The organism is Streptomyces sp. NEAU-sy36 (genome assembly GCF_013423905.1).
GTDB classification, from domain to species: Bacteria; Actinomycetota; Actinomycetes; order Streptomycetales; family Streptomycetaceae; genus Streptomyces; species Streptomyces misionensis.
This window is the reverse complement of sequence record NZ_CP058977.1, coordinates 8,017,386-8,043,371: the sequence shown is the minus strand read 5'-3', so window position 1 is coordinate 8,043,371 and position 25,986 is coordinate 8,017,386. Positions and strand designations below refer to the sequence as shown.

General features: G+C 71.1%; 24 protein-coding genes. 17 read left to right on the top strand and 7 right to left on the bottom strand.

Annotated features, from left to right (window positions below):
• Window positions 1-33 precede the first annotated feature (33 nt).
• Window positions 34-957, bottom strand: a complete 924-nt coding sequence (locus HZZ00_RS35370) for a LysR family transcriptional regulator (RefSeq protein WP_180330114.1) — start codon at window positions 955-957, stop codon at window positions 34-36.
• Between the two features lie 173 nt (window positions 958-1,130).
• Here HZZ00_RS35370 and HZZ00_RS35365 point away from each other — a divergent pair, with 173 nt between their 5' ends.
• Together HZZ00_RS35365 and HZZ00_RS35360 are read left to right on the top strand one after the other, a co-directional pair.
• Window positions 1,131-1,700 (top strand): DUF6817 domain-containing protein, encoded by a 570-nt coding sequence (locus HZZ00_RS35365; protein ID WP_180330113.1) that lies wholly within the window; start codon window positions 1,131-1,133, stop codon window positions 1,698-1,700.
• Window positions 1,701-1,703: 3 nt separating this feature from the next.
• Entirely contained in the window at window positions 1,704-2,075 is a 372-nt protein-coding gene (locus HZZ00_RS35360) for a VOC family protein (RefSeq protein ID WP_180330112.1), read from the top strand.
• Between the two features lie 193 nt (window positions 2,076-2,268).
• Here the strand turns inward: HZZ00_RS35360 and HZZ00_RS38945 are convergent, their stop codons facing one another.
• Window positions 2,269-2,571, bottom strand: a complete 303-nt coding sequence (locus HZZ00_RS38945) for a hypothetical protein (RefSeq protein WP_257585544.1) — start codon at window positions 2,569-2,571, stop codon at window positions 2,269-2,271.
• Window positions 2,572-2,844: 273 nt separating this feature from the next.
• Window positions 2,845-3,537, bottom strand: a complete 693-nt coding sequence (locus HZZ00_RS35350; protein ID WP_180330111.1) for a TetR/AcrR family transcriptional regulator — start codon at window positions 3,535-3,537, stop codon at window positions 2,845-2,847.
• 54 nt (window positions 3,538-3,591) lie between these two features.
• On the opposite strand from HZZ00_RS35350, the gene HZZ00_RS35345 reads away from it, so the two are divergent.
• From HZZ00_RS35345 to HZZ00_RS35330, 4 genes are all read left to right on the top strand, one after another.
• Entirely contained in the window at window positions 3,592-4,713 is a 1,122-nt protein-coding gene (locus HZZ00_RS35345) for an NAD(P)/FAD-dependent oxidoreductase (protein WP_180330110.1), read from the top strand.
• 362 nt (window positions 4,714-5,075) lie between these two features.
• On the top strand, window positions 5,076-5,510 hold the full coding sequence (locus HZZ00_RS35340) for a helix-turn-helix domain-containing protein (RefSeq protein ID WP_180330109.1): 435 nt from the start codon (window positions 5,076-5,078) through the stop codon (window positions 5,508-5,510).
• A 76-nt stretch (window positions 5,511-5,586) separates the two neighbouring features.
• Window positions 5,587-6,195 carry a hypothetical protein gene (locus HZZ00_RS35335; protein WP_180330108.1) on the top strand — a complete coding sequence of 203 codons (609 nt, stop codon included), beginning with the start codon at window positions 5,587-5,589 and terminating at the stop codon, window positions 6,193-6,195.
• Between the two features lie 110 nt (window positions 6,196-6,305).
• A complete protein-coding gene (locus HZZ00_RS35330; RefSeq protein ID WP_177330071.1) occupies window positions 6,306-6,650 on the top strand; it encodes a DUF2516 family protein in 345 nt (114 codons plus the stop codon).
• A 15-nt stretch (window positions 6,651-6,665) separates the two neighbouring features.
• Here HZZ00_RS35330 and HZZ00_RS35325 read toward each other — a convergent pair whose 3' ends face one another.
• From HZZ00_RS35325 to HZZ00_RS35315, 3 genes are all read right to left on the bottom strand, one after another.
• The gene (locus HZZ00_RS35325; RefSeq protein WP_180330107.1) at window positions 6,666-7,961 is read right to left on the bottom strand and encodes a PP2C family protein-serine/threonine phosphatase; all 1,296 of its coding nucleotides are present in this window, start codon (window positions 7,959-7,961) and stop codon (window positions 6,666-6,668) included.
• A gap of 360 nt (window positions 7,962-8,321) precedes the next feature.
• The gene (locus tag HZZ00_RS35320) at window positions 8,322-10,121 is read right to left on the bottom strand and encodes an NAD-binding protein (protein WP_180330106.1); all 1,800 of its coding nucleotides are present in this window, start codon (window positions 10,119-10,121) and stop codon (window positions 8,322-8,324) included.
• A 105-nt stretch (window positions 10,122-10,226) separates the two neighbouring features.
• Window positions 10,227-12,284: an NAD(+) synthase gene (locus HZZ00_RS35315; protein ID WP_180330105.1), complete on the bottom strand. Its 2,058-nt coding sequence runs from the start codon at window positions 12,282-12,284 to the stop codon at window positions 10,227-10,229.
• A 104-nt stretch (window positions 12,285-12,388) separates the two neighbouring features.
• Here HZZ00_RS35315 and HZZ00_RS35310 point away from each other — a divergent pair, with 104 nt between their 5' ends.
• From HZZ00_RS35310 to HZZ00_RS35275, 8 genes are all read left to right on the top strand, one after another.
• A complete protein-coding gene (locus tag HZZ00_RS35310) occupies window positions 12,389-12,676 on the top strand; it encodes a metal-sensitive transcriptional regulator (protein ID WP_070022079.1) in 288 nt (95 codons plus the stop codon).
• Window positions 12,677-12,927: 251 nt separating this feature from the next.
• The gene (locus tag HZZ00_RS35305) at window positions 12,928-13,587 is read left to right on the top strand and encodes a vitamin K epoxide reductase family protein (RefSeq protein WP_180330104.1); all 660 of its coding nucleotides are present in this window, start codon (window positions 12,928-12,930) and stop codon (window positions 13,585-13,587) included.
• A 287-nt stretch (window positions 13,588-13,874) separates the two neighbouring features.
• Entirely contained in the window at window positions 13,875-14,657 is a 783-nt protein-coding gene (locus HZZ00_RS35300) for an SseB family protein (protein ID WP_180330103.1), read from the top strand.
• Window positions 14,658-14,870: 213 nt separating this feature from the next.
• Window positions 14,871-16,544 carry a cytochrome c oxidase subunit I gene (gene ctaD / locus HZZ00_RS35295; RefSeq protein WP_257585543.1) on the top strand — a complete coding sequence of 558 codons (1,674 nt, stop codon included), beginning with the start codon at window positions 14,871-14,873 and terminating at the stop codon, window positions 16,542-16,544.
• Window positions 16,544-17,089: a hypothetical protein gene (locus HZZ00_RS35290; protein ID WP_180330102.1), complete on the top strand. Its 546-nt coding sequence runs from the start codon at window positions 16,544-16,546 to the stop codon at window positions 17,087-17,089. Before ctaD ends, HZZ00_RS35290 begins: the two co-directional genes overlap by 1 nt.
• Window positions 17,090-17,197: 108 nt before the next feature.
• Complete coding sequence (locus HZZ00_RS38940; protein WP_257585540.1) at window positions 17,198-17,818, top strand: DUF5958 family protein; 621 nt, start codon at window positions 17,198-17,200, stop codon at window positions 17,816-17,818.
• Between the two features lie 154 nt (window positions 17,819-17,972).
• Window positions 17,973-18,482: a SigE family RNA polymerase sigma factor gene (locus HZZ00_RS35280; protein ID WP_180330101.1), complete on the top strand. Its 510-nt coding sequence runs from the start codon at window positions 17,973-17,975 to the stop codon at window positions 18,480-18,482.
• A gap of 58 nt (window positions 18,483-18,540) precedes the next feature.
• On the top strand, window positions 18,541-19,254 hold the full coding sequence (locus tag HZZ00_RS35275; RefSeq protein WP_180330100.1) for a hypothetical protein: 714 nt from the start codon (window positions 18,541-18,543) through the stop codon (window positions 19,252-19,254).
• Window positions 19,255-19,498: 244 nt separating this feature from the next.
• Here HZZ00_RS35275 and HZZ00_RS35270 read toward each other — a convergent pair whose 3' ends face one another.
• Window positions 19,499-20,203, bottom strand: a complete 705-nt coding sequence (locus HZZ00_RS35270; RefSeq protein WP_180330099.1) for an HNH endonuclease — start codon at window positions 20,201-20,203, stop codon at window positions 19,499-19,501.
• 360 nt (window positions 20,204-20,563) lie between these two features.
• Here HZZ00_RS35270 and HZZ00_RS35265 point away from each other — a divergent pair, with 360 nt between their 5' ends.
• Genes HZZ00_RS35265 through HZZ00_RS35255 form a run of 3 tightly spaced genes read left to right on the top strand, consistent with a single transcriptional unit; the run spans window position 20,564 to window position 25,705 of the window.
• The gene (locus tag HZZ00_RS35265) at window positions 20,564-20,929 is read left to right on the top strand and encodes a hypothetical protein (RefSeq protein ID WP_180330098.1); all 366 of its coding nucleotides are present in this window, start codon (window positions 20,564-20,566) and stop codon (window positions 20,927-20,929) included.
• Window positions 20,919-25,238, top strand: a complete 4,320-nt coding sequence (locus HZZ00_RS35260) for a DUF6531 domain-containing protein (protein WP_180330097.1) — start codon at window positions 20,919-20,921, stop codon at window positions 25,236-25,238. Before HZZ00_RS35265 ends, HZZ00_RS35260 begins: the two co-directional genes overlap by 11 nt.
• Window positions 25,238-25,705 carry a hypothetical protein gene (locus tag HZZ00_RS35255; RefSeq protein WP_180330096.1) on the top strand — a complete coding sequence of 156 codons (468 nt, stop codon included), beginning with the start codon at window positions 25,238-25,240 and terminating at the stop codon, window positions 25,703-25,705. Before HZZ00_RS35260 ends, HZZ00_RS35255 begins: the two co-directional genes overlap by 1 nt.
• Window positions 25,706-25,986: the final 281 nt, after the last annotated feature.

Genomic DNA, 25,986 nt, shown 5'->3' with positions numbered 1-25,986 from the left:
CCGGCGACCGCCCCGCCGGCCGGCGCCCGCTCCTCACCGCGCCCCGGCGCCCGGCGCGTTCTCGCCCCCGGCCGTGCAGCAGGCGGCGACGGTGTCGGCGAAGGCGCGGGCGAGCGGGGTCAGGGCGTCCCAGCGGCGGACGGCCCAGCCGACGGGGAGCGGGGGCAGGCCGGGGATGGGGACGAGGCGCAGGCGGTCGCCGTCACCGGGGGAGGGCCGGCCGGGCAGGGCCGGAACCACGGCGTGGCCGAGGCCGAGTTCGGCCAGCAGCAGGGCGGTGTCCCAGTCGGCGACGCTGGTGTCGGAGCTGCCGCGGATGCCCAGTTCGGCGAGGGCGGCGTCGAGGCGGACGCCCGAGGTGGAGTTCTGCGGCAGCCGGATGAGGCTGACCCCCGCGAGGTCGGCGGCGTCGATCCGGGACCGGGCCGCCAGCGGGTCGTCCGCGCGGACGGCGAGCACCCACGGGAGTTCCACGACGGTGCGCTGCTCGATGCCGCGCACCGGCCCGCCGATGGTGACCCAGGCGAGGTCCAGCTTGTCGGCGACGAGCGCGTCGAAGCAGCTCCGGCTGGAGGTCTCCGTCTGGAACTCCAGGCTCACCCTCGGGTGGCGCTGCCGGAAGGCGACGATCGCCTCGGCCATGAAGTGCCGTACCGTCGTCCCGCCCGTGGTGACGCGCACCGCGCCGCTGTCGCCGCTGACCAGGTCCCCGAGGCGCCGCAGCGCCAGGTCGAGCCCCGCGATGCCGTCGGCCGCGGCGTCCCGCAGCACGCGTCCCGCCTCGGTCGGCACGACGCCGCGCGGCTGGCGTTCCAGCAGGCTCACCCCGGTCTCCCGTTCCAGCCGCTTCACGTGCTGGCTCACGGCCGACTGCGTGCGGTCCAGCTCCCGGGCGACGGCACTGAGGCTGCCCGCCCGGCACACCGCCACGAAGACACGGAGATCGTCCAAGGTCATGCCCAAGCTTTAGCTTGGATGGAGGGAGAAATCCATAGGATTGACTGGGATTGGCGGGCTCGGGATGATCAGCGCAGGGCCCAGGGCGGCAACCCGTCCGGCGCCTTCGCGGGGGTCCGGACCCCGGGAGGCACGGACGGGTGCCGACCCGAGTGACGGAAGGAACCCGCCTCGTGTCCGCTTCCCTCGCCGCGTCCGCGCAGGCCACCGCGCTGCTGCGCCGGCTCGGCGCCACCCGCGTCGCCCACCCGGGCGGCACCCTCCTCGTGCACCTCCAGCGCGTCCGTGAACTGCTCGCCACCTGGGGCGCCCGCCCGGCCCTCCAGCTCGCGGGCCTGTGCCACGCCTGCTACGGCACGGACGGCTTCCCGACCGCGCTGCTGTCCCCCGACCGCCGTGGCGAACTCGTCGAGGCGATCGGCGCGGAGGCCGAGGCGATCGTCCGCCTCTACGCCTCCTGCGACCGCGCGGCCACCTACCCGGCCCTCCCGGCCCCCGATGCCCCCTTCCACGACCGCTTCACCGGCCGCACCCATGTCCCCGACCCGCAACTGGTCCGTGACTTCGCCGAGTTGACGGCCGCCAACGAACTCGACATCACCCGCGTCGACCCGGCCTTCCGCGACGCCCAGGGCCCCGAACTCCTCCCGCTCTTCACCCGGCTGCGCCCCCTGCTGACCGATCGTGCCTGGTCGACCTGCCAGGAGGTCCTCGCTCCGCGGGGCCAGGGGCGGGGTGACTGAGCCGTGTCCCCGCGGATGAGACTGGTCGCGATCACGCTCGACTGCCCCGATCCGCCGGCCCTGGCCGCCTTCTACCAGCAGGCCACCGGCTTCGCACCGCATCCGAAGTCGGACGCGGACTTCGCGGGTCTGGACCGCGAGGACGGGCTCTTCATCGGATTCCAGCGGGTCGACGACTACCGGCCCCCGCGCTGGCCCGGGCAGACGGTTCCGCAGCAGCTGCACCTCTGCTTCGAGGTCCCGGACCTGGACGAGGCCGAGGCGCGGCTGCTGGAACTGGGCGCGGGCAAGCCCGAACACCAGCCCCACGACGCCGGGAAGGCACGCGTCCTCACGGACCCGGCCGGCCACCCCTTCTGCATCTGCCGAGGCTGACGGCCGGTGTCCGTTCCTAAAAGATCTGAATGGATGAGGTGTCTCCGAGCTGGGCCTTGTCAGTTCTGCTGGGACGGTTCCGAAGCCGGGCGGCCCAGTGGATCTGAATGGTGGTGAGCCTCTCGTGGGGACAGCCGGGGTGGTCCCATTTGTTCTGTCGGACGGTGGGGCTGTGACCTGGAGTCTTTCAGTTTTAGTGGGACTCATCCTGTAGGGCGTCGTAGTCGTCCGGCGTCGTCACCAGCATCAGTGATCGTCCCAGGGAGTCGGTCCAGCGAAAGAGTGCGTCGTTGGAGAAGGCGTGGGAACGGAGCTTTTCGCGGAGGGTGGGGACGTTCCGGTATCCCGCCAGCCAGCGGACGTTCACCATCCGCACCGGTTCCACCTCGCCGACGACGCGATATCCCCACCCCACGGCCTCACAAGCCGCCCGCGCCGCTGCGCACTTGGCCGCCGACCGTGCGTCGATCCGGTCCAGCGGTCGGCAGTCCACCACCAGCCCCCGCCCGTCCTTCGAACCGAGCGAAGTAGTCCGGAGCGTGCGAGACCCGCTTGCCCAGCTCGTCCTCCCAGAACAGCCACAACGGCTGCGACAGCAGCCCCGTCACCTGCGGCGCAAACCCCTCGTCCGAGTGATTACACAGTCCGGCGCGATCTCTCGTCGCTGTCCGTGTCTCTTAACCGCTGAGGCGAGGCGAGAGGCTTTTGGTAAGGCTCGTGGCGGCAGCGCAAGCCCGCACGACCCGTCACATTCGGCAGGAGCTGAGTGTCACGCCGGCGGCCGGGCGAGTTTGGCGGCTACGGCGTCGAGGACCCAGTCCAGGCCGGTCGCGAAGGATGCCTCGGCGTCCACGTCCGTGCCGTCGTACACGGCCTTGGCCAGCGCCGGGAAGCGGCCCGTGGCCAACATCCTCGTCACATGCGGGCCGGAGGCCCGCTGCCAGTCGTGCTTGGACAGGCCCGTGGCGCGTTCGGCCCGCAGGTTCGCGATCTCGCGTCTGATCGCGCCGATCAAGTAAGCGCTGACGGTCTCCACGGCGCGCAGGACGGTGTCGATGTCGGCGATGCCATCGAAGGCGGACAGCGTGGCCTCGGTCATGGCGAGGCCGTTCGGGCCCAGGGCCGGCCGACCGCCGAGCAGGTCGGCCAGCCATTCGTGGCGGAGGGCGGCCTGCCTGGTGCGCCGGGCGAGGATGCGCAACGCCTCCCGCCAGTCACCGGGCTGCTCCGTGGGGCGGATCTCGGCGTACACCTCGTCCACCATGAGGTCGAACAACTCCTCCTTGGTGGAGATGTATCGGTACAGCCGCATAGGACCGGCGTCCAGGCGGGCGGCGATCTTGCGCAAGGACACCGCCTCCAGCCCGCCCTCGTCGGCCAGTGCAACGGCGGCGGTGACGATCCGCTCCCGGTCGAGCGGCACGGGTTGAGTCGGCGGCTCCGGCCGGTCCCACACAGTCATAGGAGGCATCGTACTGTTGCGATGCATCGTAAGGAATCAATACAGTGTATCGATATGAGACGCCGCATCGCAGTGGTCGGCAGCGGTCCTGCCGGCCTTACCTTCGCCCGTGTCCTGCACCGTTACGATCACCCGGTCGCCGTCCTCGAACGCGATCCCGCCCCCGACGCCCGTCCCCCGGGCGGCACGCTGGACCTGCATGAAGGGCTGGGCCAGCTCGCGCTGGGCAAGGCGGGGCTGCTGACGGAGTTCCAGGCGCTGTCCCGTCCCGAGGGGCAGGCCATGCGCATCCTGGACACGGACGGGACCGTCCTGCGCGACTGGCGACCCCGCCCGGATGAACAGGCCAATCCCGAGATCGACCGTGGGCAACTCCGTGACCTGCTGCTCGGCCCACTCGACGTCCAGTGGGGGCGGGGCGTGACGCAGGTGGTGCCGGGAACCCGGGACGGCGTACTGGTCCACTTCACGGACGGGCGACAGGAGACGTTCGACCTCGTGGTCGGCGCGGACGGCGCCTGGTCCCGGGTCCGTCCGGCAGTCTCGTCGGTGACGCCGCACTACACCGGCGTCACCTCGATCGAGACCTCCCTCGACGACGTCGACATCCGCCACCCTGACGTCGCCCGGCTGATCGGCGACGGTTCCGTCGCTGTGTACGGCGTGAACCGAAGCCTCGTCGCCCAGCGCAACAGCGGCGGCCACGTCAAGGTGCACGCCCAGTTCCGCGCGCCACTGGACTGGCACACGAACCTGGACCTGGCCGACGTCGAGGCCGTGCGATCGAGCCTGCTGGCGCTGTTCGACGGCTGGGCCGTTCCCGTCATCGACCTCCTCCGCCACGGCACCGCTTTCGTCCACCGACCCCTCTACGTCCTGCCCGTGTCCCACACCTGGACCCACGTCCCCGGGGTGACGCTACTGGGCGACGCCGCACACCTGATGCCCCCGTTGGGGGCGGGCGCGAACCTCGCGATGCTGGAAGGCGCCGAACTCGCCGAGTCCATCGCCACCGCCGACCCCGGAGGTCTGGACGATGCCGTCCGCGCCTTCGAGGAACGGATGTGGGCGCGGGCCGCCAGGTGGGCGAAGATCACAACGGCCGGTCTGGAACGCCTCGTGAGCCCGGACCCCGCCGAAGCCCTCGCCCTCTTCGACCAAGTCCAGCCATCCTGACTGCCAAGCGCGAGAGCACCAGCACCAACAGCTCGCCACGGCCTCACGGGACAGTACGGCACCGCCGCAGTCCCTTCCGAAAACCACCGTTAGGCGAACGCACGGACGCCTGCACCGAACACGTCCCTCAGCCCTCTGCCGCGAAAATCCGGTCCGATCCTCCTCGCGGGCCGGTAGGCAGCTCGCTGTGCAGGTCGCCCGGGGCCCTTTCACTTCAGAGTGCAGACCCGGCGGGAAACCGCACATAGACCGGGAACGGACAGCCGGGTTCCGTCCGTGTTGCCCCGCCTCCCCCCCCGCCCCCGGCACACTTTTGCAAGCGGGTGCTTGCAATTGTTAGCGGGGCGGGGCATGGTGGAGGCATGGCATCGCTGAACGTCGGCAATCTCGGTGAGTACCTGCGCGAGCAGCGGCGAAACGCGCAGCTGTCGTTGCGGCAGCTCGCCGATGCCGCCGGGGTGTCCAATCCGTACCTGAGCCAGATCGAGCGCGGGCTGCGCAAGCCGAGCGCGGAGGTGTTGCAGCAGGTCGCCAAGGCGCTGCGGATCTCCGCCGAGACGCTGTACGTGCGCGCCGGCATCCTCGACGCCGAGCGGGACCGGGATGAAGTGGAGACGCGTGCCGTCATCCTCGCCGATCCCTCGCTCAACGAGCGGCAGAAGCAGGTGCTGCTCCAGATCTACGAGTCCTTCCGGAAAGAGAACGGATTCGGGATCGGCGAACCCGCGCGGGCGCCGGACGGTACGGAGGAGGAGACCGGCGACGACGATGCCGGTTCGCGGCGGACGGCCGGCTGACGCCGGACCAGGGCACCGGGCGTCCACCACGAACCAGACAACCTCAGCCGAACGCGAATCCGGGAGGACCATCACCATGGCCATCACCGACGACCTGCGCAAGACCCTCAGCGACCCGACCCCGCTCTACTTCGCCGCCGGCACCGCCGACCTCGCCCTCCAGCAGGCCAAGAAGGTGCCCGCCCTGGTCGAGCAGCTGCGCGCCGAGGCCCCCGCCCGGATCGACAAGGTGCGCAACACCGACCCCAAGTCCGTGCAGGAGAAGGCCGCCGCCCGGGCCAAGGAGGCGCAGGAGACCCTCCAGACCAAGGTCACCGAGCTGTTCGGCGGCCTCGACGTCGACCTGAAGAAGCTCGGCGAGCAGGCCCAGGACCTCGCCCTGCGCGGTGTGGGCGTCGCCGCCGAGTACGCCGTCAAGGCCCGGGAGACCTACGAGAAGGTCGCCGAGCACGGCGAGCAGGCCGTGAAGGGCTGGCGCGGCGAGGCCGCCGAGGAGATCGAGGAACTGGCCATCGCGGTCGAGGGCAAGCCCGAGCCGGTCGACGTCGGGGACGAGCCCGCCAAGCCCGCCCCGACCAGGATCGTCACGCCGGAGTCCGCCGCGGAGAAGAAGACCGCCGCGAAGAAGGCCCAGGCCGCCCGCAAGACCGTCCCCGCGAAGAAGACCACCCCGCCGGCCAAGTGACCGCGGGGCGTCGGACGCACACGGGCCGGGCACCTTTGGGGTGTCCGGCCCGTTCTATGGGTACGGTGGCGGCGTAGGGACCGAGAGGGAGATCACGGGCGGTGGGAAGCATGCTGATGTTGGGCTTCAGCGGATTCATGGGAATCCTGAAGATCGTCCTCATGGCCCTGGCCGCGTTCGCGCTCGTCGACGCCGCCGTGCGCCGCGAGGACGCCTTCCGCGCGGCCGACAAGCAGAACAAGGTCTTCTGGCTGATCATCCTGGGCATCGCCCTGGTCGTCAGCATCCTGTTCTCGATCCTGTCCATCCTGCCGATCGCCGGCGCGGTGGCGAGCATCGTGTACATCGTGGACGTCCGCCCCGCCCTGCGGCACGTCACCGGCGGCAACGGCTTCGGCCGCCGCCGCGGCAGCAGCAGCGACGGCCCGTACGGCCCCTACAACGGCGGCCGCTGACCCCTCCCGGCCGGTCTACTCCGTCCGGTCCAGCAACACCACGGCCACGTCGTCCGTCAGCTCACCGCCGTTGAGGTGGCGCACCTCCTGTACGGCGGCCCGCAGCAGTTCCTCCCCGCTCAGCCCCTCGGAGAGCTGGCGGCGGATCATCTCCACCATCCCGTCCTGGCCGAGCCGTTCCCCGCCGGTCCCGATCCGGCCCTCGATCAGGCCGTCGGTGTACAGCATCAGGCTCCACCGCGTGCCCAGCTCCACCTGCGTGCGTGACCAGTGGACGCCGGGCAGCAGGCCGAGGGCGGGGCCGTTGTCGTCGTAGGGCAGCAGCTCCGCGGGGCGGCCCGGGCGGGCCAGCAGGGGCGCCGGGTGGCCGGCCAGGCACAGGCCCGCGTGCCGGCCGTCGGGCGCGATGTCCACCGTGCACAGCGTCGCGAAGATCTCCTCGTCCGCGCGCTCGTGCTCCAGCACCTCCTGCAGCGTGCCCAGCAGCTCGTCCCCGCACAGCCCGGCCAGGGTCAGCGCCCGCCAGGCGATGCGCAGCTCCACGCCGAGCGCGGCCTCGTCCGGGCCGTGCCCGCAGACGTCGCCGATCATGGCGTGCACCGTGCCGTCGGGGGTGCGGACGGCGTCGTAGAAGTCGCCGCCGAGCAGCGCCCGGGAGCGGCCGGGGCGGTAGCGGGCCGCGAACCGCAGCGCGGAGCCGTCGAGGAGCGGCGTGGGCAGCAGCCCGCGCTCCAGGCGCCGGTTCTCCTGCGCCCGCAGCCTGCTCTCGGTGAGCCGCCGCTCGGCGGTGTCGGACCGCTTGCGCTCCACCGCGTACCGGATGGCGCGGCTGAGCAGCCGGCCGTCCAGCTCGTCCCGGAAGAGGTAGTCCTGCGCGCCGACGCGTACCGCCTCGGCGCCGCGCTCGGCGTCGCCGGAGCCGGTCAGGGCGAGCACGGCGTGCCGGGGCGCGAGCTGGAGGACGTGCCGGAGCACGGCCAGCTCGTCGTCGGTCTCCTTGCCGCCCGGCGCGGGCAGCGCCAGGTCCAGCAGGATGCAGTGGACGTCGTCGGTGAGCAGCCGCTCGGCCTCGGTGAGGTTGCGGGCGGTGCGCACGCGGATCGGCTTGCCGGAGGAGTCCAGCAGTTCGGGCACGATCGGCGAGCCGACCGGGTCGTCCTCGATCAGCAGCAGGGTGAGAGTGGTGCCGCCGGCGGGCGCGGCGTCGCGGTGGGCCTCTTCCTTGAGGGGGGCGCCGAGGGCGCCGGCGGCCTGCGCCTGACCACTCTCCACGGCCGGGATCGCTCTCTGCCGCGGTACGGGTACGGGCATCGTCCTGGGTTCCTTCCCTCCCCCCGAGGGCACGGCGGTGTCGAGGGGTCTCGACCCACCGACGGGTGACCATAGCGGGTGGTGCCACCCCGACGGAATGGTGTGAGCCGCGTCGCTCCGGTTCCGGCCGCTGTCATATGCCGCAATCTCTACCGCAGTTGGACAGCCGTCGGGGCCCGGCGGGATGACGAAGCTCACGTCCTGCCCCGGTTTGCACGGGGGTTGGCGGTGGAGTGGGTCACATGGGCCGTACGGCGCGGCGCGGGGCCCCGGTCACAACGGGGCGAACACGTACATATGGCGCGGCTCACGCGACCTGGATCACACGGGGGCGGCCCCGCCCGCCCGGGCCCCGCGGGGTCAGCGCAGGGCGGCCAGACCGGTCCGGGTGGTGGCCAGAACCACCCGGTCGCCCTTCGCCAGCACATGGTCGTCGGGCGTGTCCGTGCGGCCCGCCAGCGCCAGCACCCGCCAGGAACCCGCGCGGAACGCCTCGCGCACCGTCCGCCCCTCCAGCATCGGATGCCCGTCCACGTCGACCGCGGCGAACAGCAGCACCTGCCGCTCCACCGAGACCGCGCCGAGCACCTGCCGCCCGAGCATCGCCCCCGCGAACGCCGGCGCCGCCAGGTGCGTGACGCTCCGGCTCCGGGTCAGCGCGTGCGGATACGCGGCCCGCAGGGTCCGGTACACCGCCGTCGCGAAGTCGTCGTCGTACAGCCGCAGCACCACCCGCAGATCCGGCCGTACCGTGCGCGCGTACAGCGCCGCCTCCAGGTTCGTGGTGTCCGCGCTGGTCACCGCGAGCAGCGCCTGCGCCCGGTGGATCTTCGCCGACTCCAGCACGCCCTCCTGGGTGACGTCCCCGAGCACCACCGGCACCCGCAGCCGCCGTGCCGTCGCGAGCCCCCGCGCCTCGGGGTCGGACTCGACGCACACCACGGGCACGTTCAGCTCCCGCAGCCGCGTCAGCACCCGCGTCCCGATCTTGCCGAGCCCCAGCAGCACCACGTGCCCGCCGAGCCCGCGCGGCGGCTTGCGCAGCGAGGTGGCGGTGCGGAACGTACCCAGCGCCTCCAGCACCGCGGCCAGCAGTACCGGCAGCAGCAGCAACCCCACCAGCGCGGACAGCAGTTGGAGCAGCTGCCGGCCGAGCGGGGCGCCGAGCGCCGGGTCGTCGATGGCGAACATGTCGAGCAGGGTGAGGTAGAAGGCCCGCAGCGGATGGATCCGGGTCACCGCCCACAGGGCGATCGCCAGCGCGAGCACACAGCCCACCAGACCGGCCAGCGACCACCGCAGCCGCCGCGAGAACAGGAACGCGAGCGACGGCATGACCCCCGCCCCCCGGCCCGGCGCCGCCGACCGGGGGTCACCCGCCGACGACACCTGTTCCAGCACGATCGCCGTCCGCCCGGCGGCCCCCCGCACCTCCTCGTCGTCCGGCAGCAGCCGCGGCTCCTGGTCCCCGCCGGCCACCCCCGCGGGGTCGTTGACCGACAGCAGGGCCAGGGTGTGCAGCCCGGAGTCGGCGGGCAGCGGCCGTTCCACCGCGCGCAGCAGCAGCCCCTCGGTCTGGACGACCTTGCTGGTGCCGGCGAGCGCGGTCGCGGCCAGGGCCGGCGCGGCGGTGTCCGCGTCGGACAGCACCGTGGTCGACGCCTCCCGGCGCGCGTCGCCGCCACCGCCGCTCGCCAACGCGGCCGCCTGGTCGAGGAGTTCCTCGATGTGCTGGCCCAACCGCCGGTTGTACAGCCGCAGTACGAGCCGCAGCCTCGGATTGAGCCGGCGGGCGGTCAGCGCGGCGCGGATGTTGGTCTCGTCGTCGTCGTGCACGAGGGCGAGCGCGGCGGCCCGTTCCACCCCGGCCTCCGCGAGCACCGCCTCGGTCAACTCACCGGCCTCCAGCACCGGTTCGCCGACCGTCGCACCGGCCGCCGCCGATGGGGCGGGGGCGGTGGGCGCCCCGCCCCGCGCGCCGACGGCCGCGCTGACCACCCGGTCCAGCAGCGCCGCCGACGCCGCCCGGGCCCGGCCGACCACCGGCGGTCTCGCCGTGCGCTCGCTCGGCGGCACCACCAGGGTGACCTGCTCGCCGTACACCCCGCGCAACTCGGCGGCCAGCCGGTGCGCCAGCCCGTCGTCCCCGCACACCACCATGTGGGGTGCGCCGGGTCCCCCTTGAAACGGAACACTCGCCACGGAGGGAAAGACTGCCTCAGCGGGAAGCCTGGTTCCACCGCCGCCCCGGCCGCCGATCGACGGTCAGTGTCCTTCCGCGGCCGCCTTCTCGAAGTCGAACCGCGCCAGATCCGCGAGCCACACCCGCGCGTTGCCGTCCGACGGGGCCCGCCAGTCGCCGCGCGGGGAGAGCGAGCCGCCGGCCGAGACCTTGGGCCCGTTCGGCATGGCCGAGCGCTTGAACTGGGCGAACGCGAAGAAGCGGCGGCAGAAGACCTCCAGCCAGCGCACGATCTCCGTGAGGTCGTACGCCACCCGCTTGGCCTCCGGGAAGCCCGGCGGGAAGGCGCCGGACGCGGTGTCGTGCCAGGCGTGCCAGGCCAGGAAGGCGATCTTCGAGGGGCGGAAGCCGTAGCGCAGCACGTGGAAGAGGGTGAAGTCGTGCAGCGCGTACGGGCCGATCTTCGACTCGGTGGACTGCATCTCCTCGCCCGGCACCAGCTCCGGGCTGATCTCGGTGTCCAGGATCGCGGCCAGGATGGCGCCGGTCTCCTCGTCGAACTGGCCGCTGCCGATCACCCAGCGGATCAGGTGCTGGATCAGCGTCTTGGGCACGCCGGAGTTCACGTTGTAGTGGCTCATCTGGTCGCCGACGCCGTACGTCGACCAGCCCAGCGCCAGCTCGGAGAGGTCGCCGGTGCCCAGCACGATGCCGCCGCGCTGGTTGGCCAGCCGGAACAGGTAGTCGGTGCGCAGACCCGCCTGGACGTTCTCGAACGTGACGTCGTACACCGGCTCCCCGGCGGCGAACGGGTGGCCCATCTCCTGAAGCATCAGCCGCGCGGTCGGCGTGATGTCCAGCTCCGCCGCGGTGACCCCGAGCGCCCGCATCAGCCGGTGCGCGTTGTCCTTGGTGTGGTCGCTGGTGGCGAAGCCGGGCAGGGTGAAGGCGAGGATGTCGCTGCGCGGCCGGCCCGCCCGGTCCATCGCGCGGGCGGCGACGATCAGCGCGTGGGTGGAGTCCAGGCCGCCCGAGACGCCGATGACCACCTTGGGGCCGCCGATCGCCGCGAGCCGCTGCTGGAGGCCCTCGACCTGGATGTTGTAGGCCTCGTAGCAGTCCAGGGCGAGCCGGTCGGGGTCGGCGGGCACGAACGGGAACCGCTCGACGCGGCGGCGCAGCCCCAGGTCGGCGCCGACCGGCGGGTCCAGCCGGAAGGAGACCGTGCGGAAGTCGGCGGTGCGGGCCGCGTGGGTACGGCGGTTGTCGTCGAAGCTGCCCATGCGCCGGCGCTCCTGCTGCAACAGGTCCAGATCGACGTCGGCCGTCGCGAACTGGTCGCCGAGCGGGAAGCGGTCGGACTCGGCCAGCAGCACCCCGTTCTCGTAGATCATGGTCTGCCCGTCCCAGGACAGGTCCGTGGTCGACTCGCCCAGACCGGCCGCCGCGTAGACGTAGGCGGCGAGGCAGCGGGAGGACGCGGAGCGGCACAGCAGCTTGCGGTCCTCGGCGCGGCCGACGGTGATCGGGCTGCCGGACAGGTTGGCGAGCACCGTCGCCCCGGCCAGGGCCGCCTCCGCGCTCGGCGGCACCGGCACCCACATGTCCTCGCAGATCTCCGCGTGCAGCACCAGACCGGGCACGTCCTCCGCGGTGAACAGCAGATCCACGCCGAACGGCACGTCCGCGCCGTCGATCCGGATGGTGCCGCCGCGCTCGTCGTCGCCCGCGGCGATCTGGCGGCGCTCGTAGAACTCCCGGTAGTTCGGCGGGTACGACTTGGGGGCCACGCCGAGGATCCGGCCGCGGTGCACCACGACCGCGCAGTTGTAGACCCGGTTGCGGTGGCGCAGCGGGGCGCCGACGACCAGCACCGGCAGCAGGTCCGCGGAACCGGCGACCACCTCCCGCAGGGCCGCCTCGACCGCGTCCAGGAGCGGGTCCTGGAGCAGCAGGTCCTCGATGGAGTAGCCGCACAGCACCATCTCGGGGAAGACGGCGACGGCGACGCCCTCCTCGGCGCACCGGCGCGCCTGGCGCAGGACCGCTTCGGCGTTGGCGCCAGGGTCGGCGATGACGGTGTGGCCCGTGCACGCGGCGACGCGCGCGAAGCCATGCTGATAGATCGACCAGAAGTTCACACAGGGAAGCCTAGAACTTCTCCTTCACGGCGGTCACCGGCGCTCGCCTTCGCCCCGAACCGGGACGTACAGTTACCCCTAGGGGTATTTCTTGAGGAGTGAGCGTGGAACTGGATCTCGAGGGCGCGTCCCTGAAGGCCGTGCTGAACCGGCTGCGGCGGGCGCAGGGGCAGATCTCCGGCGTGATCCGGATGATCGAGGAGGGGCGGGACTGCGAGGACGTGGTCACCCAGCTCGCCGCCGCCTCGCGGGCGCTGGACCGCGCCGGGTTCGCGATCATCGCCACCGGGCTCCAGCAGTGCGTGGCCGACATCGAGTCGGGCCGCAAGAACGGCGAGGACGCGGAGGCGATGCGGGCGCGGATGGAGCGGTTGTTCCTGTCGCTGGCGTGACCGCCGCACCGGGCCGACTCCGCCGCCGGCCCGGGCGTCGGCGGCGGCCGGTCACCTCGTGCGCTCGGCCGGGCGCCGTCCGGTCGTCGGCGCTGTCGCCGCCGCGGACCCCGTCCGGGTGCCTGCCCGGCCATCGGCCCGGGGGCCTTTCGCGCACCCGCGCGGGCCGTTCGGCCCTAGCCCGCCCCGCATGCCCTGACTTCACTGGTCCGGCGGCCCCCTGACCTCCACCGGCAAGGCGGAACAGCCCGATGACCAGTGACCCGACCACCGGCGCCACCCCCCGGCAGCGGGACCGCCGGAGCAGCCCGCCGGACGCCCCGGCCCCCGCGGCCACCGCCTCCCGTGCCTTCGCCTGGCTGCTGATCATCACGGGAGCGCTGGGCGTCCTCGCCTCCTACGTGATCACGGTCGACAAGATCCAGCTGGTCCAGGACCCGGACTTCAGTCCCTCCTGCAACCTCAGCCCCGTGCTGTCGTGCGCCGACGTGATGCGCAGCGACCAGGCGTCCGTGTTCGGCTTCCCCAACCCTCTCCTCGGCCTCGCCGCCTACCCCGTCGTGGTCGCCGTCGGCTGCGCACTGCTGGCCGGCGCCCGCTTCCGGCGCTGGTTCTGGCTCGGCCTGAACGCCGGCACGTTGTTCGGCGCGGGCTTCTGCATGTGGCTGATGAGCCAGGCGCTCTACGAGATCGGCGCCCTGTGCCTGTGGTGCTGCCTGGCCTGGGCCGCCACCATCGCCATGTTCTGGTACACCACCGCGCACAACCTGACCCACGGCGTCATCCGCGCCCCGCGCGCCGTGGTGGCGGGCGTCCTGGAGTTCCACTGGGCGGTGCCGCTCACCTGGTACCTGGCCATCGTGATGCTGATCGCCACCCGCTGGTGGGACTACTGGCGGTCGCTGCTCTGAGCCCAGCCCCGCTGTCGGCCGGTTCGCCGTCGGCCGCCCGCTGCCGGCTGCTCGGCTGCCGGGCGTTCTGTCGTCGGCTGCTCGGCTGCTCGGCTGCCGGGCGCCCTGCCGTCGGCTGTTCGGCTACTCCGCCGTCGGTCGCCCCGCCACCGGCTGCTCGGCCGCCGGCCGTCCCGCCGCCGGGCGCGCCTGGGCGCGGCGGCGTTCGGCGGTGCCGTCCGCCGGGGCTGAACGGCCCCGCCGACCGGCCCTGCCCGCCCCCGCGTTCGCCCGGTTAGCGTCGCGCAATGGAGCTCAAGAACATCCCCGACCCGGGCTTCGCGGGCGACGACGGCTCACCCGAGCCACGACTGGCCGCCGCGCTCGCCGCGTGGTCCGAGGACCCCCGCGAGGCGACGGAGACCGAACTGCTCGCGCTGCTGGCCGACGCCCGCCTGCTGGTGCCGGTCATCGCCGTGCTGGGCGAGACGGAGACCGGCCCGGACGGCCGCAAGGGCGAGAAGACGAGCGACATGGCGGTCGCCACCCTGCGCCTGCCCGACGGCCGCCGGGGCCTGCCCGCCTTCACCAGCCTCGCGGCGCTGGGCCGTTGGCGCCCCGACGCGCGGCCCGCCCCGGTCCCGGCCTGCAAGGCGGTCGAGGCGGCGTGGCACTCCGGGGCGCAGACCCTGCTGATCGACGTCGGCGGACCGGTCTGCTACGAGCTGGCGGGCGCCGCCCTGCGCGCGGTCGCCGAGCGCCGGCCCCATCTGCCCCCGTCGCGCGACCCCGAGATCGCCGACGCCCTGCGGACGGTCCTGGCCCGCCACCCGGTCGTGCGCCGCGCCCATCTGCTGCCCGCCGCGGGCGACGACACCGACGCCCGGCTCGTCGTCGTACCGGCCTCGTCCGGCACGGACGACCAACTCCCCTCACTCGCTCACCAGTTGCGCGAAGCCGTGCGCGACCTGGCCGCCGACCTGGCCGCGGACCCGCTGCTGCGCGTCCGCCTGGACCGCGGCCTGGACCTCGCGGTCGTACCCGAGCACCGGGCGGTCCCCGGGCCGCCGCCCCTCTACCGGCGCCACTGACCGGGGAACGCGGCAAGAAGGGCCGCCCGGCCCTACCGGCGGCCGGAGGCGGGCCTGTTGGGCCCTATCGGCGAGGGGTGTCCCCCGGCCGATCATGTGGCGGGCCGGGAAGCGCCGGGTCCACGACCCGCACGCGTGGCGCTTCCCGGCTCCTCACGACATGAACAGCTGGAGGGACGCCATCCGGTGGACGAGGTACAGACACACAAGGTGATGACCGCACGGCCGGACGCCGGGGTCATCACGGCCGGGCGGCAGCCGGCCGTACGACGCGCGCGGCCCGCGGGGACGCAGTGGCTGACGACCACGGACCACAAGCAGATCGGGACACTGTACCTGGTCTCGTCGTTCGCGTTCTTCCTGATCGGAGGCGTGCTGGCGCTGCTGATGCGCGCCGAGCTGGCCCGGCCCGGACTGCAGATCATGTCGAACGAGCAGTTCAACCAGGCCTTCACCATGCACGGCTCGATCATGCTGCTGCTGTTCGCGATGCCGCTGTTCACCGGCTTCGCGAACTGGATCATGCCGCTTCAAATAGGCGCGCCGGACGTCGCGTTCCCACGGCTGAACATGCTCGCCTTCTGGCTGTTCCTGTTCGGCTCGCTGATCGCGGCAGGCGGCTTCCTGACGCCCGACGGCGCCGCCGACTTCGGATGGTTCCTGTACGCCCCGCTGTCCGACGCCGTGCACTCGCCGGGACTCGGCTCCGACCTGTGGATCATGGGCGTGGCCCTGTCCGGCTTCGGCTCGATCGCCGGCGCGGTCAACTTCATCACCACGATCATCTGCATGCGCGCCCCCGGCATGACCATGTTCCGCATGCCGATCTTCACCTGGAACGTGCTGCTGACCGCCGTCCTGGTCCTGATCGTCTTCCCGGTGCTGGCCGCGGCCCTGTTCGCCCTGGAGTGCGACCGCAAGTTCGGCAGCCACATCTTCGACGCGGCCAACGGCGGCGCGCTGCTGTGGCAGCACCTCTTCTGGTTCTTCGGCCATCCGGAGGTCTACATCCTGGCGTTGCCGTTCTTCGGCATCGTCTCCGAGGTCGTCCCGGTCTTCTCCCGCAAGCCGATGTTCGGCTACATGGGCCTGATCGGCGCGACCATCGCCATCGCCGGCCTGTCGGTCACCGTCTGGGCGCACCACATGTACGTCACCGGCGGCGTGCTGCTCCCCTTCTTCTCCTTCATGACCTTCCTGATCGCGGTACCGACCGGGGTGAAGTTCTTCAACTGGATCGGCACCATGTGGAAGGGCTCCCTGAGCTTCGAGACCCCGATGCTCTGGACCACCGGCTTCCTCATCACCTTCGTCTTCGGCGGTCTGACCGGAGTGATCCTCGCCTCCCCGCCGATGGACTTCCACGTGTCCGACTCCTACTTCGTGGTCGCCCACTTCCACTACACGATCTTCGGTACGGTCGTGTACGCGATGTTCGCCGGATTCCACTTCTGGTGGCCCAAGTTCACCGGCAAGATGCTGGACGAACGCCTCGGCAAGATCACCTTCTGGACGCTGACGGTCGGCTTCCACCTCACCTTCCTGGTGCAGCACTGGCTGGGCGCCGAGGGCATGCCGCGCCGGTACGCCGACTACCTGGCCACCGACGGCTTCACCGCCCTCAACACCGTGTCCACGATCGGCTCGTTCCTCCTCGGCCTCTCCCTGCTCCCGTTCTTCTACAACGTCTGGAAGACCGCGAAGTACGGCGAGCCGGTGGGCGTGGACGACCCGTGGGGCTATGGCCGTTCGCTGGAGTGGGCGACCTCCTGCCCGCCCCCGCGGCACAACTTCACCACCCTGCCCCGCATCCGCAGCGAATCCCCGGCGTTCGACCTGCACCACCCGGACATCGTGGCCCTCGACGCAGAGGCGGCGAGCCGGTGATGCCGCACCCCGTACTGGCCCTTGCGACCGCGGCGGTGACCGCCTCCGGCTGCGTCTGGTACCTCCCGGCCCTCGCCGACCTCCGGGCCGGCGCGGACCGCCCCCTGTCCCGCCGCGTCAGGGCCGCGTCCTGCGTGGCGGCCTGGGCGACGGCCGCCACCGTCGCCGGTCTCCTCCTCGCGGCCGACGGCTGGCGCCCCCCGCTGACGGCGGCCGCGACGGGCACCCTGGCGGCCACGGCCCTGCGCGTGTGCGCGGCCCTGCGCCACCACCGGGAGACCGTCGAAGCCGCCCGCCACTGGACGGAGCTGTCCCCCTCCCAGCCCCCGCCGGCCCCCGACCGCACCCGCCACGTCGTGGCCGTCCTCATCACCACCGGCCTGACCACGGCCGCGATCACCGGAGCCCTCGGACTGGCCGAGGGCCCCGACACCCCGACGGCCTGGTTCACCACGATCACCACCCCCGCGGCGATCCTGGCCCTCTTCGTCGCCCTGGCCGCGGCCCACACCCGCGCCGCCCACCACCGCCGCCCGACACGCTGACCACCCCCGTCCCCGACCCGGGCGGGGCGCACTCCCTCGGCCTCCACCGTGCGCCCCGCCCGTTCCCCACGCTGCGTACACTCGGCCCGGACCAAGGGGGCCGCGGTGTTGTACGCACACGAAGTGATCGTCAACGAACTCGCCCAGGGCCTCAGACCGACGGCCGAGGGCATCGAGTGGTTCGAGAGCCTCCCGGAGGACGACCGGCGCCGAGTCCTGCGCTCCCTGGCCCTCTTCTGCGCCCAGGCCCGCGCCCGCCAGGACGACGTACCGGAGAGCATCACGCGCTCCGGCATCCGCCCCACGCACACCCCGGCGGTCATGCTCACGAAGTGGCGCTTCGGCATGGATTCCCTCCCGGCCCACGAACTCACCGGGTCCTTCCGCCTCCTCGTCGCCCTCCTCACCATCGCGGACACACGCAGACGAGCGTTGTACTGCGCGGCGGGCTGCACACACGAGTGGCACGACCTGGGGCGTCGGGGAGGGAACGGAACCCGGACGGCCACCGCCCTCCCCTTCTACGGAGAGGTACGCGTGCGCCAGGCCGCCGGCCTGCCCGGACTCAAGGGCAGGCTCGGAGGCATCCTCGGCATCACCGAGCCAGGCGACGAGGCGACTCCGCCTGCCTACGCCGTGCTGCTCGACGGCGACGAAGAGGTCCACACCTTCCGCCACGACGAGATCGAGCCCACGGGGCGCATGCGACGTCGGGAGGACTACTACTGAGGGCGGTCACCGGACGTACGGAGCGCAGGGACGAGTCCCCGCCCCAGTGGCGCCGAAGGTTCCGCCTGCGCCGGCCGAGGTTCTCCTTCTCCGGGTGGGACGCAACCCCGCGGCCGCGGCGTCTACAGAGTGTGGACGACGAACAGGATCTCGGATGAAGCGCCGGTACGAAGAGGAATTCAGGGTGTTCGCCGCCGCGCGGTCCGCACCTCTGTTCCGCTCCGCTTGCGTGCTCACCAGCGGTGATGTGCACCTCGCGGAGGACCTGGTGCAGGACACGCTGGGCCGGATGTACGCCAACTGGCGCAGGATCGCGGAGATAGACGACCCAGCGGCCTACACCCACACCGTCCTTGTGCGGACGTACCTGTCCCACCGCCGCCGGCGCAGCAGTTCCGAGCGGCCCACCGACACCCTGCCGGACCCCGGTGCCGTCACCGAGTACGACGCCACACTGCGGATCACGTTGCTCGACGCCCTCGGCCGGCTCTCCGCCCGGGACCGGGCCGTGCTGCTCCTGCGCTACTGGGAGGACCGCAGCGTCGAGCAGACCGCCGAGATCCTGCACGTCCGACCGGGCGCGGTACGCAACCAGAGCATGCGCGCGCTCGCCCGTATCCGGGACCTCCTGGGCCACGACCTGTCCGAACTCGTCAGTCCCTGATCCCGGTGCCGTGGCACCTACCCGCCCTCATCACCGACTCCGGAAACACGGCGATCGCATGCCCATCGAAGAAGACTTCACCGAAGCCCTCCGCATCACCCTCCAGGCTTTCGAACCGCCCAACACCCACGCACTGCTGCAGGGCGGTGTCCACAGCGGCCGACGCAGGCGCCGCCGCCGCGCCCTGGCCATCGGCGTGAGCGGAGCAGCCGTACTCGCGCTCGTCGGCCTCGGCGCGACGATCGCTTCCGGGCAACTGTCCGGCGGGCGAACGGCCGACCAGACGCTCACCGGCCCCGCGGCCTCGTCCACCACCGGCTCGGCCACGGCCTCCGCCACCCCGGAACCGACCTTCACCGGCACGCTGCCCCCTGCCCGCGCCCTCGCCACCCTGACCGCATTGCTGCCGACCGGTCTCTCCCACTCTGGTCCGCCCGGCGGCGAGCGCTCCGGGCAACTGTGGGTGGACGACGGACACGGCAAGTCGCTGCTCGAAGTCCACGTCTCCCGGCAGACCTCCACCGCCGCCGTCCGCGGCCACGTCTTCGCCGGCACGACCCCCTCGGCCGACGGCACCCTGATCAAGACCACCCAGTCCCCACCCGGCCCGGGCCCCGGCCACCAGACGGTGAACGTCCTGCACCCCGACGGCCTCTACGTCACGATCACGGAGTGGCAGGCCCCGAGCCAGAACGCCCTCTCGACCCGCACCACCCCGATCCTGACGACGACCCGACTACGCGCCATCGCGACGAGTCCGCAATGGCGGTAGCACTCGCAGCGGCCATGCGGGCGTCATCAGCCTGCCGTCCCGATTCTCGAAGTCCCGCCCGCGCTCCTGCCGCACAGCCCGGTTCAGACCGGCGCGGGCCGGTACCCAATGCCGGACGGGCACATCGAAGTCGCCGGAGAAGACGGCTCGGACGGACCCGGTGACCGACGTCTGGGTGTTGGTCTCGATGTCAGGAGTGGTGACCCGCCTCGTCCGGTTCCTCTTGCATGGAAGTCGGTCGTGACTACCAGTCGGGAACGCTCCTGTGCCCACATGTCTGGCAGACGTCACCGTTCCAGGGACCATTGGATCCGCAACGGTCGCAGAACCAGCTCCAGTGGGTTCCGATCGCGCCTCCGGTCCGCCCATCGGCGACGAAGGCAACTTGATCGGACAGCGGTCGGACCTCTTTCCAGCGGCCCCGGTCGTGCAAAGAGGCGAGTGCGGGGTGAATGTTGTTGAGGGTCCGGCCCGTCGTCTCGCGCACCGCCGTACTGATCATTTCGGCTGCTGATTCCAGCCGCTCCCGTACTGCGGCGTCCAGGTCGCCTGCGCCCACGACGGCCTCGACCACGGCGAGCGCTTTGTCGAGTCGGTTACGGCTGAGGAACCGGGCAGCCGACTCCTCGATGAGAGAGGCCCGTTGTCGTGCCGTGTCGAGGAGCAGTGTGATGCTGGGGGCGTGGAGGGGTGGTCGGGTGCCCTTGGTTCGGTTGCAGGGACCACAGCTCGGCACGAGATTGGCGATGCCCAGGAGGTCGAAGTCCGCCGGAAGCCCATGGTGAGCGAGTACACGAGTCCGTTCAGCCGTGTCGCTGAGTAGACGCTTAGGGAGAACGTGCTCAACTTCGTACTCGTTGTAGAACAGGGGCCTTCCACACCAGGCGCACCGCTCACCCCAGTGGGTGAACAAAGCGAGTCGCTCGGCGGGGGACAACTTCACGGGCACCGGATGATCCTAGGGCGTTACTCGATCCTCGAAGCAGCACGGGCCGGAGGAACACTGCGCGGCTGATGATCCGGAGGGCCTGCTGGCTGGGGGCAGCCGTGCCGCCGCCCCGTTAGCCCGACGCCGGGGCGTAATCGCCCGTCGGGCGGCGTGTGCCGGCCAACACCTGCTCTCGAAGAGTGGCCACAGGGGAGCGGTGATCACCCAACCGCTCCCGGGAACGCATCACGGCCAACCAGCAAGCGCTTTGAGACGAACACTCGACGGGCACCATGACGCACGCAAGATCGACATGGCGCTTCCTTTACCCGCCTACCCTATGGTCGGATCCGCAGCTGCTGACTGGGGAAGGCGACAGCGATGGGCGACGGCAAGATTCCCGGCAAGGTCCTGGACATCAAGACCGCCGACATCAAGGCGGCGGCGCCGGCCTTCCAGCAGGGCGCCATCGATCTGAGCAAGGCGCTGACCACGCTCATCCAGACTTTGGACGGCTTGGGTGAGCCCTGGGGCCACGACGAACAAGGTGACAAGTTCGGTGGCGTCTACAAGCCGCACCAGAAGAAGATCGAGAGTGCGGCGGGCATCCTGGTACTCGGCCTGACGAGCATTCACGAAGCCATGGCCGACATGGCGGACGGACACGTGGACAACGACGAACTCATCGCCGGCATGTTCACGGAAGTGAAAACCGGCAAGCAGAGCGACGGTACCGGTGAGCATTGAGGACAAGGCCCGCCACATCCTTCTCGACCTGGGCTTGTGGTGGCCGGAGGCCGACTCGGGCAAGCTGCGGGACGCCGCGAAAGCCTGGCGTGCGTTCGCCGACTCCGTGGACGACGTCCGTTCCCCGGTGCACCGCAGCGCGTCCGGGATCATCCACAACAACACGGGTGAGTCGATCGAGGCGTTCCGCAAGTTCTGGGGCCGCTACGCCACGGGTGAGGACGGGGGCTGGCTGAGTGATCTCGCCAAGTCCTCGCGGGACATGGCGGGCGCGCTGGACAAGTTCGCCGACGCCATCGACGACGCGATCAACAAGCTCTGGACGCGGATCGCCATCGACGCGGCCGTGATCGCTGGTGGTGTGGCGTTGGCCATCATGACCGCGGGCATCGCCTCGGGCGCGGCGGCAGCGGCGGCGGACGCGGTCATCGAGTTCGGCGCCACGGTAGGTGTCGGGGTCTCCGCCGTGGTGGCCGACATCATCGGAGGTGCCTTCGTCGGCGTCGCGTTCGGCGGGGTCGAATCGGTGACCGTGGACCTCGCCGTGGCCCAGCCGTTGCAGATGGCGACGGGGTTGCAGCACGGCTTCAGCCTGGACGAGGTGAACCAGGCCGCCAAGGACGGCATGATCTTCGGCGGCGCGCTCGGGGCGGGCGGCGGCGTGCTGAAGGCGAGCATGGAAGGCGGCCTCACCGACACCACCCCGCTGCTGCTGCGTCCGCCGTCGCTCCGCCCGGACCTGGTCGACCTGGGCCCGGCGGCCCGCAACGCCGAACGCACACCGTGTGTGGGCGAGCCGATCGACGTGGCGACCGGCGCCATGCTGATGACCCAGACGGACCTTGCCCTGCCGGGCACCCTGCCGCTGGAGTTCACCCGCACCCACCTGTCTTCCTACCGAGGCGGTGTCTGCTTCGGCCCGACCTGGGCCTCCACCCTGGACGAGTGCCTCCAGATCGACGGCGAGGGAGTGGTCTTCGCCGCGGCCGACGGCATGCGCCTGGTCTACCCGGTACCGGAACCGGGCGTGCCGACCATGCCGGTGAAGGGCCCGCGCTGGCCGCTGGAGTGGGACGGCAAACCGGACGGCGCGATGACGGTCACCGACCCGGCGACGGGTGTGACCCGCACCTTCGCCGCCCCCGTGCCCTCACCCTCCTTCGGCGTCTTCCACCTGGCCCTGGACTCCTGGTCCGACCGCAACGGCAACCGCGTCGACATCGAACGCGACGACGAGGGCATCCCGTTCGGCATCCGCCACTCCGGCGGCTACTACGTCGCCGTCGACACCCAGGGCCCCCGCATCACCGCCCTGCGCCTACTGGACGACCCTCCCTCCCGCTACCGCCCGGGCACCGCGCCCGACGAGGGCACGGTGGTGATGCGCTACGGCTACGACACCACCGGCAACCTCACCGAAGTAATCAACTCCAGCGGCGAACCCCTGCGCTTCACCTACGACACCGAAGGCCGCGTCACCCGCTGGACCGACCGCAACGGCACCTGGTTCTCGTACATCTACGACGACCGCGGCCGGGTGATCCGCACCGAGGGCGTCGACGGCATCCTCTCCGGCACCCTCACCTACGACGACACGGCCCGTACGACGACGTACACGGACTCGCAAGGCCGTGTCTCGGTGCACCGCTACAACACCGAAGGCCAGGTCGAGGAGGAAACGGATCCGCTGGGGCACGTCACCCGCACCCGCTGGGACAAGTACGGTGCCCGGCCCGTCGCCGTCACCGACGCCTTGGGCCACACCACCAAGTACGCCTACGACGCCTCAGGCAACCTGACCGAACTCACCCTGCCGGATGGATCGGTCGCGCGGGCTGCGTGTAACGCGTTCGGGCAGCCCACCGAGGTCGTCGAGCCAGGCGGGGCAGTCTGGCGACACACCTATGACGAGCGGGGAAATCTCCTCACCACCGTCGACCCCACGGGAGCCGAGACCGGGTACACGCACGACGAGGCGGGCCGCCCGATCACGATCACCGACGCCCTCGGCTACACCCGCACCATCGCGTACGACTCGGCTGGCCTGCCCGTCGCGACGACCGATGAACTGGGCCACACCACTACGATCCGCCGGGATTCCTTCGGCCGGATCGTCGAGGTGACCGACCCGCTGGGCCACACCACCCGCTTGGGCTGGACCATCGAGGGTAAGCAGGCGTGGCGCCAATACCCGGACGGTACGCGCGAGTCATGGGTCTGGGACGCGGAAGGCAACCTCCTCAGCCACACCGACGCCGCGGGTAACACGACCCGGCACACTCCGGGCCCCTTCGATGTCCCCACCACGCGGACGGACCCGGACGGCGCCCGTTACGAGTTTGCCTACGACACCGAACTCCGCCTGACCGATGTCACCAACCCGCAGGGGCGCACCTGGTCGTACACCTACGACGAGGCGGGCCGGCTGACCGCTGAGACGGACTTCAACGGCCGCACGTTGGCATACGTCCATGACGCCACAGGACAGTTGGCCTCCCGGACCAATGGCGCGGGGGAGACCCTGCACCTCACGCGGGACACGGTGGGGAGGGTGATTGAGCAGCGGTCCGAGTCGGGCGCCGTCACGACGTTCGCCTACGGTCCCGACGGTGGTCTCGCGCACGCGACCAACGCCGACGCCGAGGTCGTATTGGAGCGGGACAGCCTGGGCCGTGTGCTGTCGGAGACGGTGAACGGCCGCCGGACCACCCACGCCTACGACGCTCTCGGCCGCCGTGTCCGCCGGGTAACGCCGTCTGGACTGGTCTCGGAATGGACGTACGACCCAGTCGGCCGCCCACTCACCCTCCGCTCGCCCGTGGGCGAGCTGCACTTCGATCACGACCCCGCAGGCCGCGAGACGGAGCGCCGCCTCGGAGCGAAGGTGAGGCTGACCCAGAGTTGGAGCCCGCGGAACCTCCTGACCGGACAGAGCCTGACCTTCGGCCCGGCGGCGGACGGCCTGGACTCCCTCCTCCAGCACCGAACCTACACACACCGCGCCGACGGCTACCTCACCGAGATCCGCGAGCTGACCTCGGGCACCCGCCGCTTCGACCTCGACGGCATGGGGCGCGTCACGGGAGTGCGTGCCCACGGCTGGAGCGAGAATTACGCTTACGACACTGCGGGTAACCTGGTGGCCGCCACTGCGCCCGCTTATGACGCGCCCGGCGAGCGTGAGTTCGACGGCACCCTCGTCCGCTCGGCGAGCGGAACCGCGTACGAGCACGACACACAGGGTCGCCTGGTCCGCAGAACCCGCAGGCTGCTGAACGGCCAGAGGCGTACGTGGACCTACGTCTGGAATGCCGAGGACCGTCTGACGGGGGTGGTCACACCGGACGGTGACCGGTGGTGCTATGCCTACGACCCGTTGGGTCGGCGCGTCTCCAAGCACAGGGTGGCCGAGGACGGCTCGGAGTACGACCGCACGGAGTTCAGCTGGGACGACGCCCTTCTGGCTGAGCAGACCACGGCGGACGGCCGAGTGCTGACCTGGGACTACAAGCCGGGTACCCCTCGCCCGGTGGTCCAGACAGAACACGAGCCGACGGCCACGCGTGCGAACGCGTCGTTCCTGGCGCGGCTGGCCGAGGAGACGAACCCCGAGCACACCGCTCGCTTCCACGCTGTGGTCACAGACCCCGTGGGCACCCCCATGGAACTGGTGTCCGGATCTGGAGACTTGCTCTGGCAGCGCCGCACCACTCTGTGGGGCACGTGCTTCCCTGTACCGGACGACGGTGCCGGGCCCGTCGACTGCCCGTTGCGCTTCCCGGGGCAGTACGCCGACAGCGAGACAGGACTGCACTACAACCTGCACCGCTACTACGACCCCGGGACAGCTCGCTATATCAGCGCGGACCCGTTGGGGCTGGTGCCGGCGGACAATCACCACGGCTATGTGCGCACTCCGCTCACCTGGATCGACCCCCTCGGCCTCTCCCCCTGCAACTACGGCCTCGACGACTTGTCCCAGGCGGCCACCACCATCAAGAAGGGTCAGCTGTCGCCAGCCGGCAGGGCACTGCAGAAACACGGTGATCCGAGTCCGGGAAATCTCGCCAAACGTGGGCAAGCTCATGTTGATCTGTACAATTTCGGCAAGCTCACCAATAGTGAGCGGACCGAGATCGCCAATGAGATGATCCAGGACATACTCACCGACCCGAATGTGGTCGAGAAGGTCAACACATCGGCGTCGGCTCAATACGGCGGTATCACTCGGGACTTCAAGGTTTCCGGTAGCTGGGGCGCCCGATGGAGTTGGCGTGGGGGCCAGCTCACTTTCGAAGGATTCCTGTGATGGCGAGGCAGTACGACACCGAACCGGTGTACCGGCACGAGGACTTCGTTGCAGACGGAGCGCTGCGGGATGTCTGCGTCCTCGACGCCACGATCGACGACTGGCGGCGCATGTTCGACGGACTGCCCGCAGTCCCGGGGCGCCATGTCCTTACCTGGACGCTCTCCGGTACGACGGAGAGCGGCTCCTTGGATGCCGCTGCCGTATGGTCCCGGCTGAAGAAGGATCCGGAGGAATCGGCGAGCCTGGGCATCGATGTTGATGGTGTGTGGTTCACCTGCTACTTCTTCGACCTCGACGAGATCGAGTTCACCTTCGATCCTTCCGATGTGGTCGACGAGGCGACCTTCGCGCCCGTTCGCGCCTTCGTGACCTGGCTGGGGACGGCGACGGGCCGGGAAGTCATCGTGACGATGGAAGGCACCGATCACGCTGCCATGCCTGCCCTGATCCGGTGGCGGCCATGAAGTTCTGCACGGCTGACTGGGACCCGAGCTGCATCGGCGTCCAGGGCGACCCCGGCGGATTCAATCTGGGCAACATGGTCGTTGTCGGGGACTGCGGCAAGTCGACTGGGCTGGCCATGCCACCGACCAGGGGATGATGATCTACCTTTCCGTCATTCAGCCGCTGGGCAGTCTGCTTGGCTTTCGCTGGGTGACGCCCTCGTGCTCAGCTTCATCGGCCGCGGGCCTGATCCCCCAGGCCCGGAGAGGCGGCAGATGGGGAGAGGAGAGGCGCACGCAGC

Excerpts from the sequence above, each read along its gene's own strand:
- HZZ00_RS35370 (WP_180330114.1), bottom strand. The coding sequence starts at position 957 with ATGACCTTGGACGATCTCCGTGTCTTCGTGGCGGTGTGCCGGGCGGGC.
- HZZ00_RS35350 (WP_180330111.1), bottom strand. The coding sequence starts at position 3,537 with ATGACTGTGTGGGACCGGCCGGAGCCGCCGACTCAACCCGTGCCGCTC.
- HZZ00_RS35345 (WP_180330110.1), top strand. The coding sequence starts at position 3,592 with ATGAGACGCCGCATCGCAGTGGTCGGCAGCGGTCCTGCCGGCCTTACC.
- HZZ00_RS35340 (WP_180330109.1), top strand. The coding sequence starts at position 5,076 with ATGGCATCGCTGAACGTCGGCAATCTCGGTGAGTACCTGCGCGAGCAG.
- HZZ00_RS35335 (WP_180330108.1), top strand. The coding sequence starts at position 5,587 with ATGGCCATCACCGACGACCTGCGCAAGACCCTCAGCGACCCGACCCCG.
- HZZ00_RS35330 (WP_177330071.1), top strand. The coding sequence starts at position 6,306 with ATGCTGATGTTGGGCTTCAGCGGATTCATGGGAATCCTGAAGATCGTC.
- HZZ00_RS35325 (WP_180330107.1), bottom strand. The coding sequence starts at position 7,961 with ATGCCCGTACCCGTACCGCGGCAGAGAGCGATCCCGGCCGTGGAGAGT.
- HZZ00_RS35320 (WP_180330106.1), bottom strand. The coding sequence starts at position 10,121 with ATGGTGGTGTGCGGGGACGACGGGCTGGCGCACCGGCTGGCCGCCGAG.
- HZZ00_RS35305 (WP_180330104.1), top strand. The coding sequence starts at position 12,928 with ATGACCAGTGACCCGACCACCGGCGCCACCCCCCGGCAGCGGGACCGC.
- HZZ00_RS35300 (WP_180330103.1), top strand. The coding sequence starts at position 13,875 with ATGGAGCTCAAGAACATCCCCGACCCGGGCTTCGCGGGCGACGACGGC.
- ctaD (WP_257585543.1), top strand. The coding sequence starts at position 14,871 with ATGACCGCACGGCCGGACGCCGGGGTCATCACGGCCGGGCGGCAGCCG.
- HZZ00_RS35290 (WP_180330102.1), top strand. The coding sequence starts at position 16,544 with ATGCCGCACCCCGTACTGGCCCTTGCGACCGCGGCGGTGACCGCCTCC.
- HZZ00_RS35280 (WP_180330101.1), top strand. The coding sequence starts at position 17,973 with ATGAAGCGCCGGTACGAAGAGGAATTCAGGGTGTTCGCCGCCGCGCGG.
- HZZ00_RS35275 (WP_180330100.1), top strand. The coding sequence starts at position 18,541 with ATGCCCATCGAAGAAGACTTCACCGAAGCCCTCCGCATCACCCTCCAG.
- HZZ00_RS35265 (WP_180330098.1), top strand. The coding sequence starts at position 20,564 with ATGGGCGACGGCAAGATTCCCGGCAAGGTCCTGGACATCAAGACCGCC.
- HZZ00_RS35255 (WP_180330096.1), top strand. The coding sequence starts at position 25,238 with ATGGCGAGGCAGTACGACACCGAACCGGTGTACCGGCACGAGGACTTC.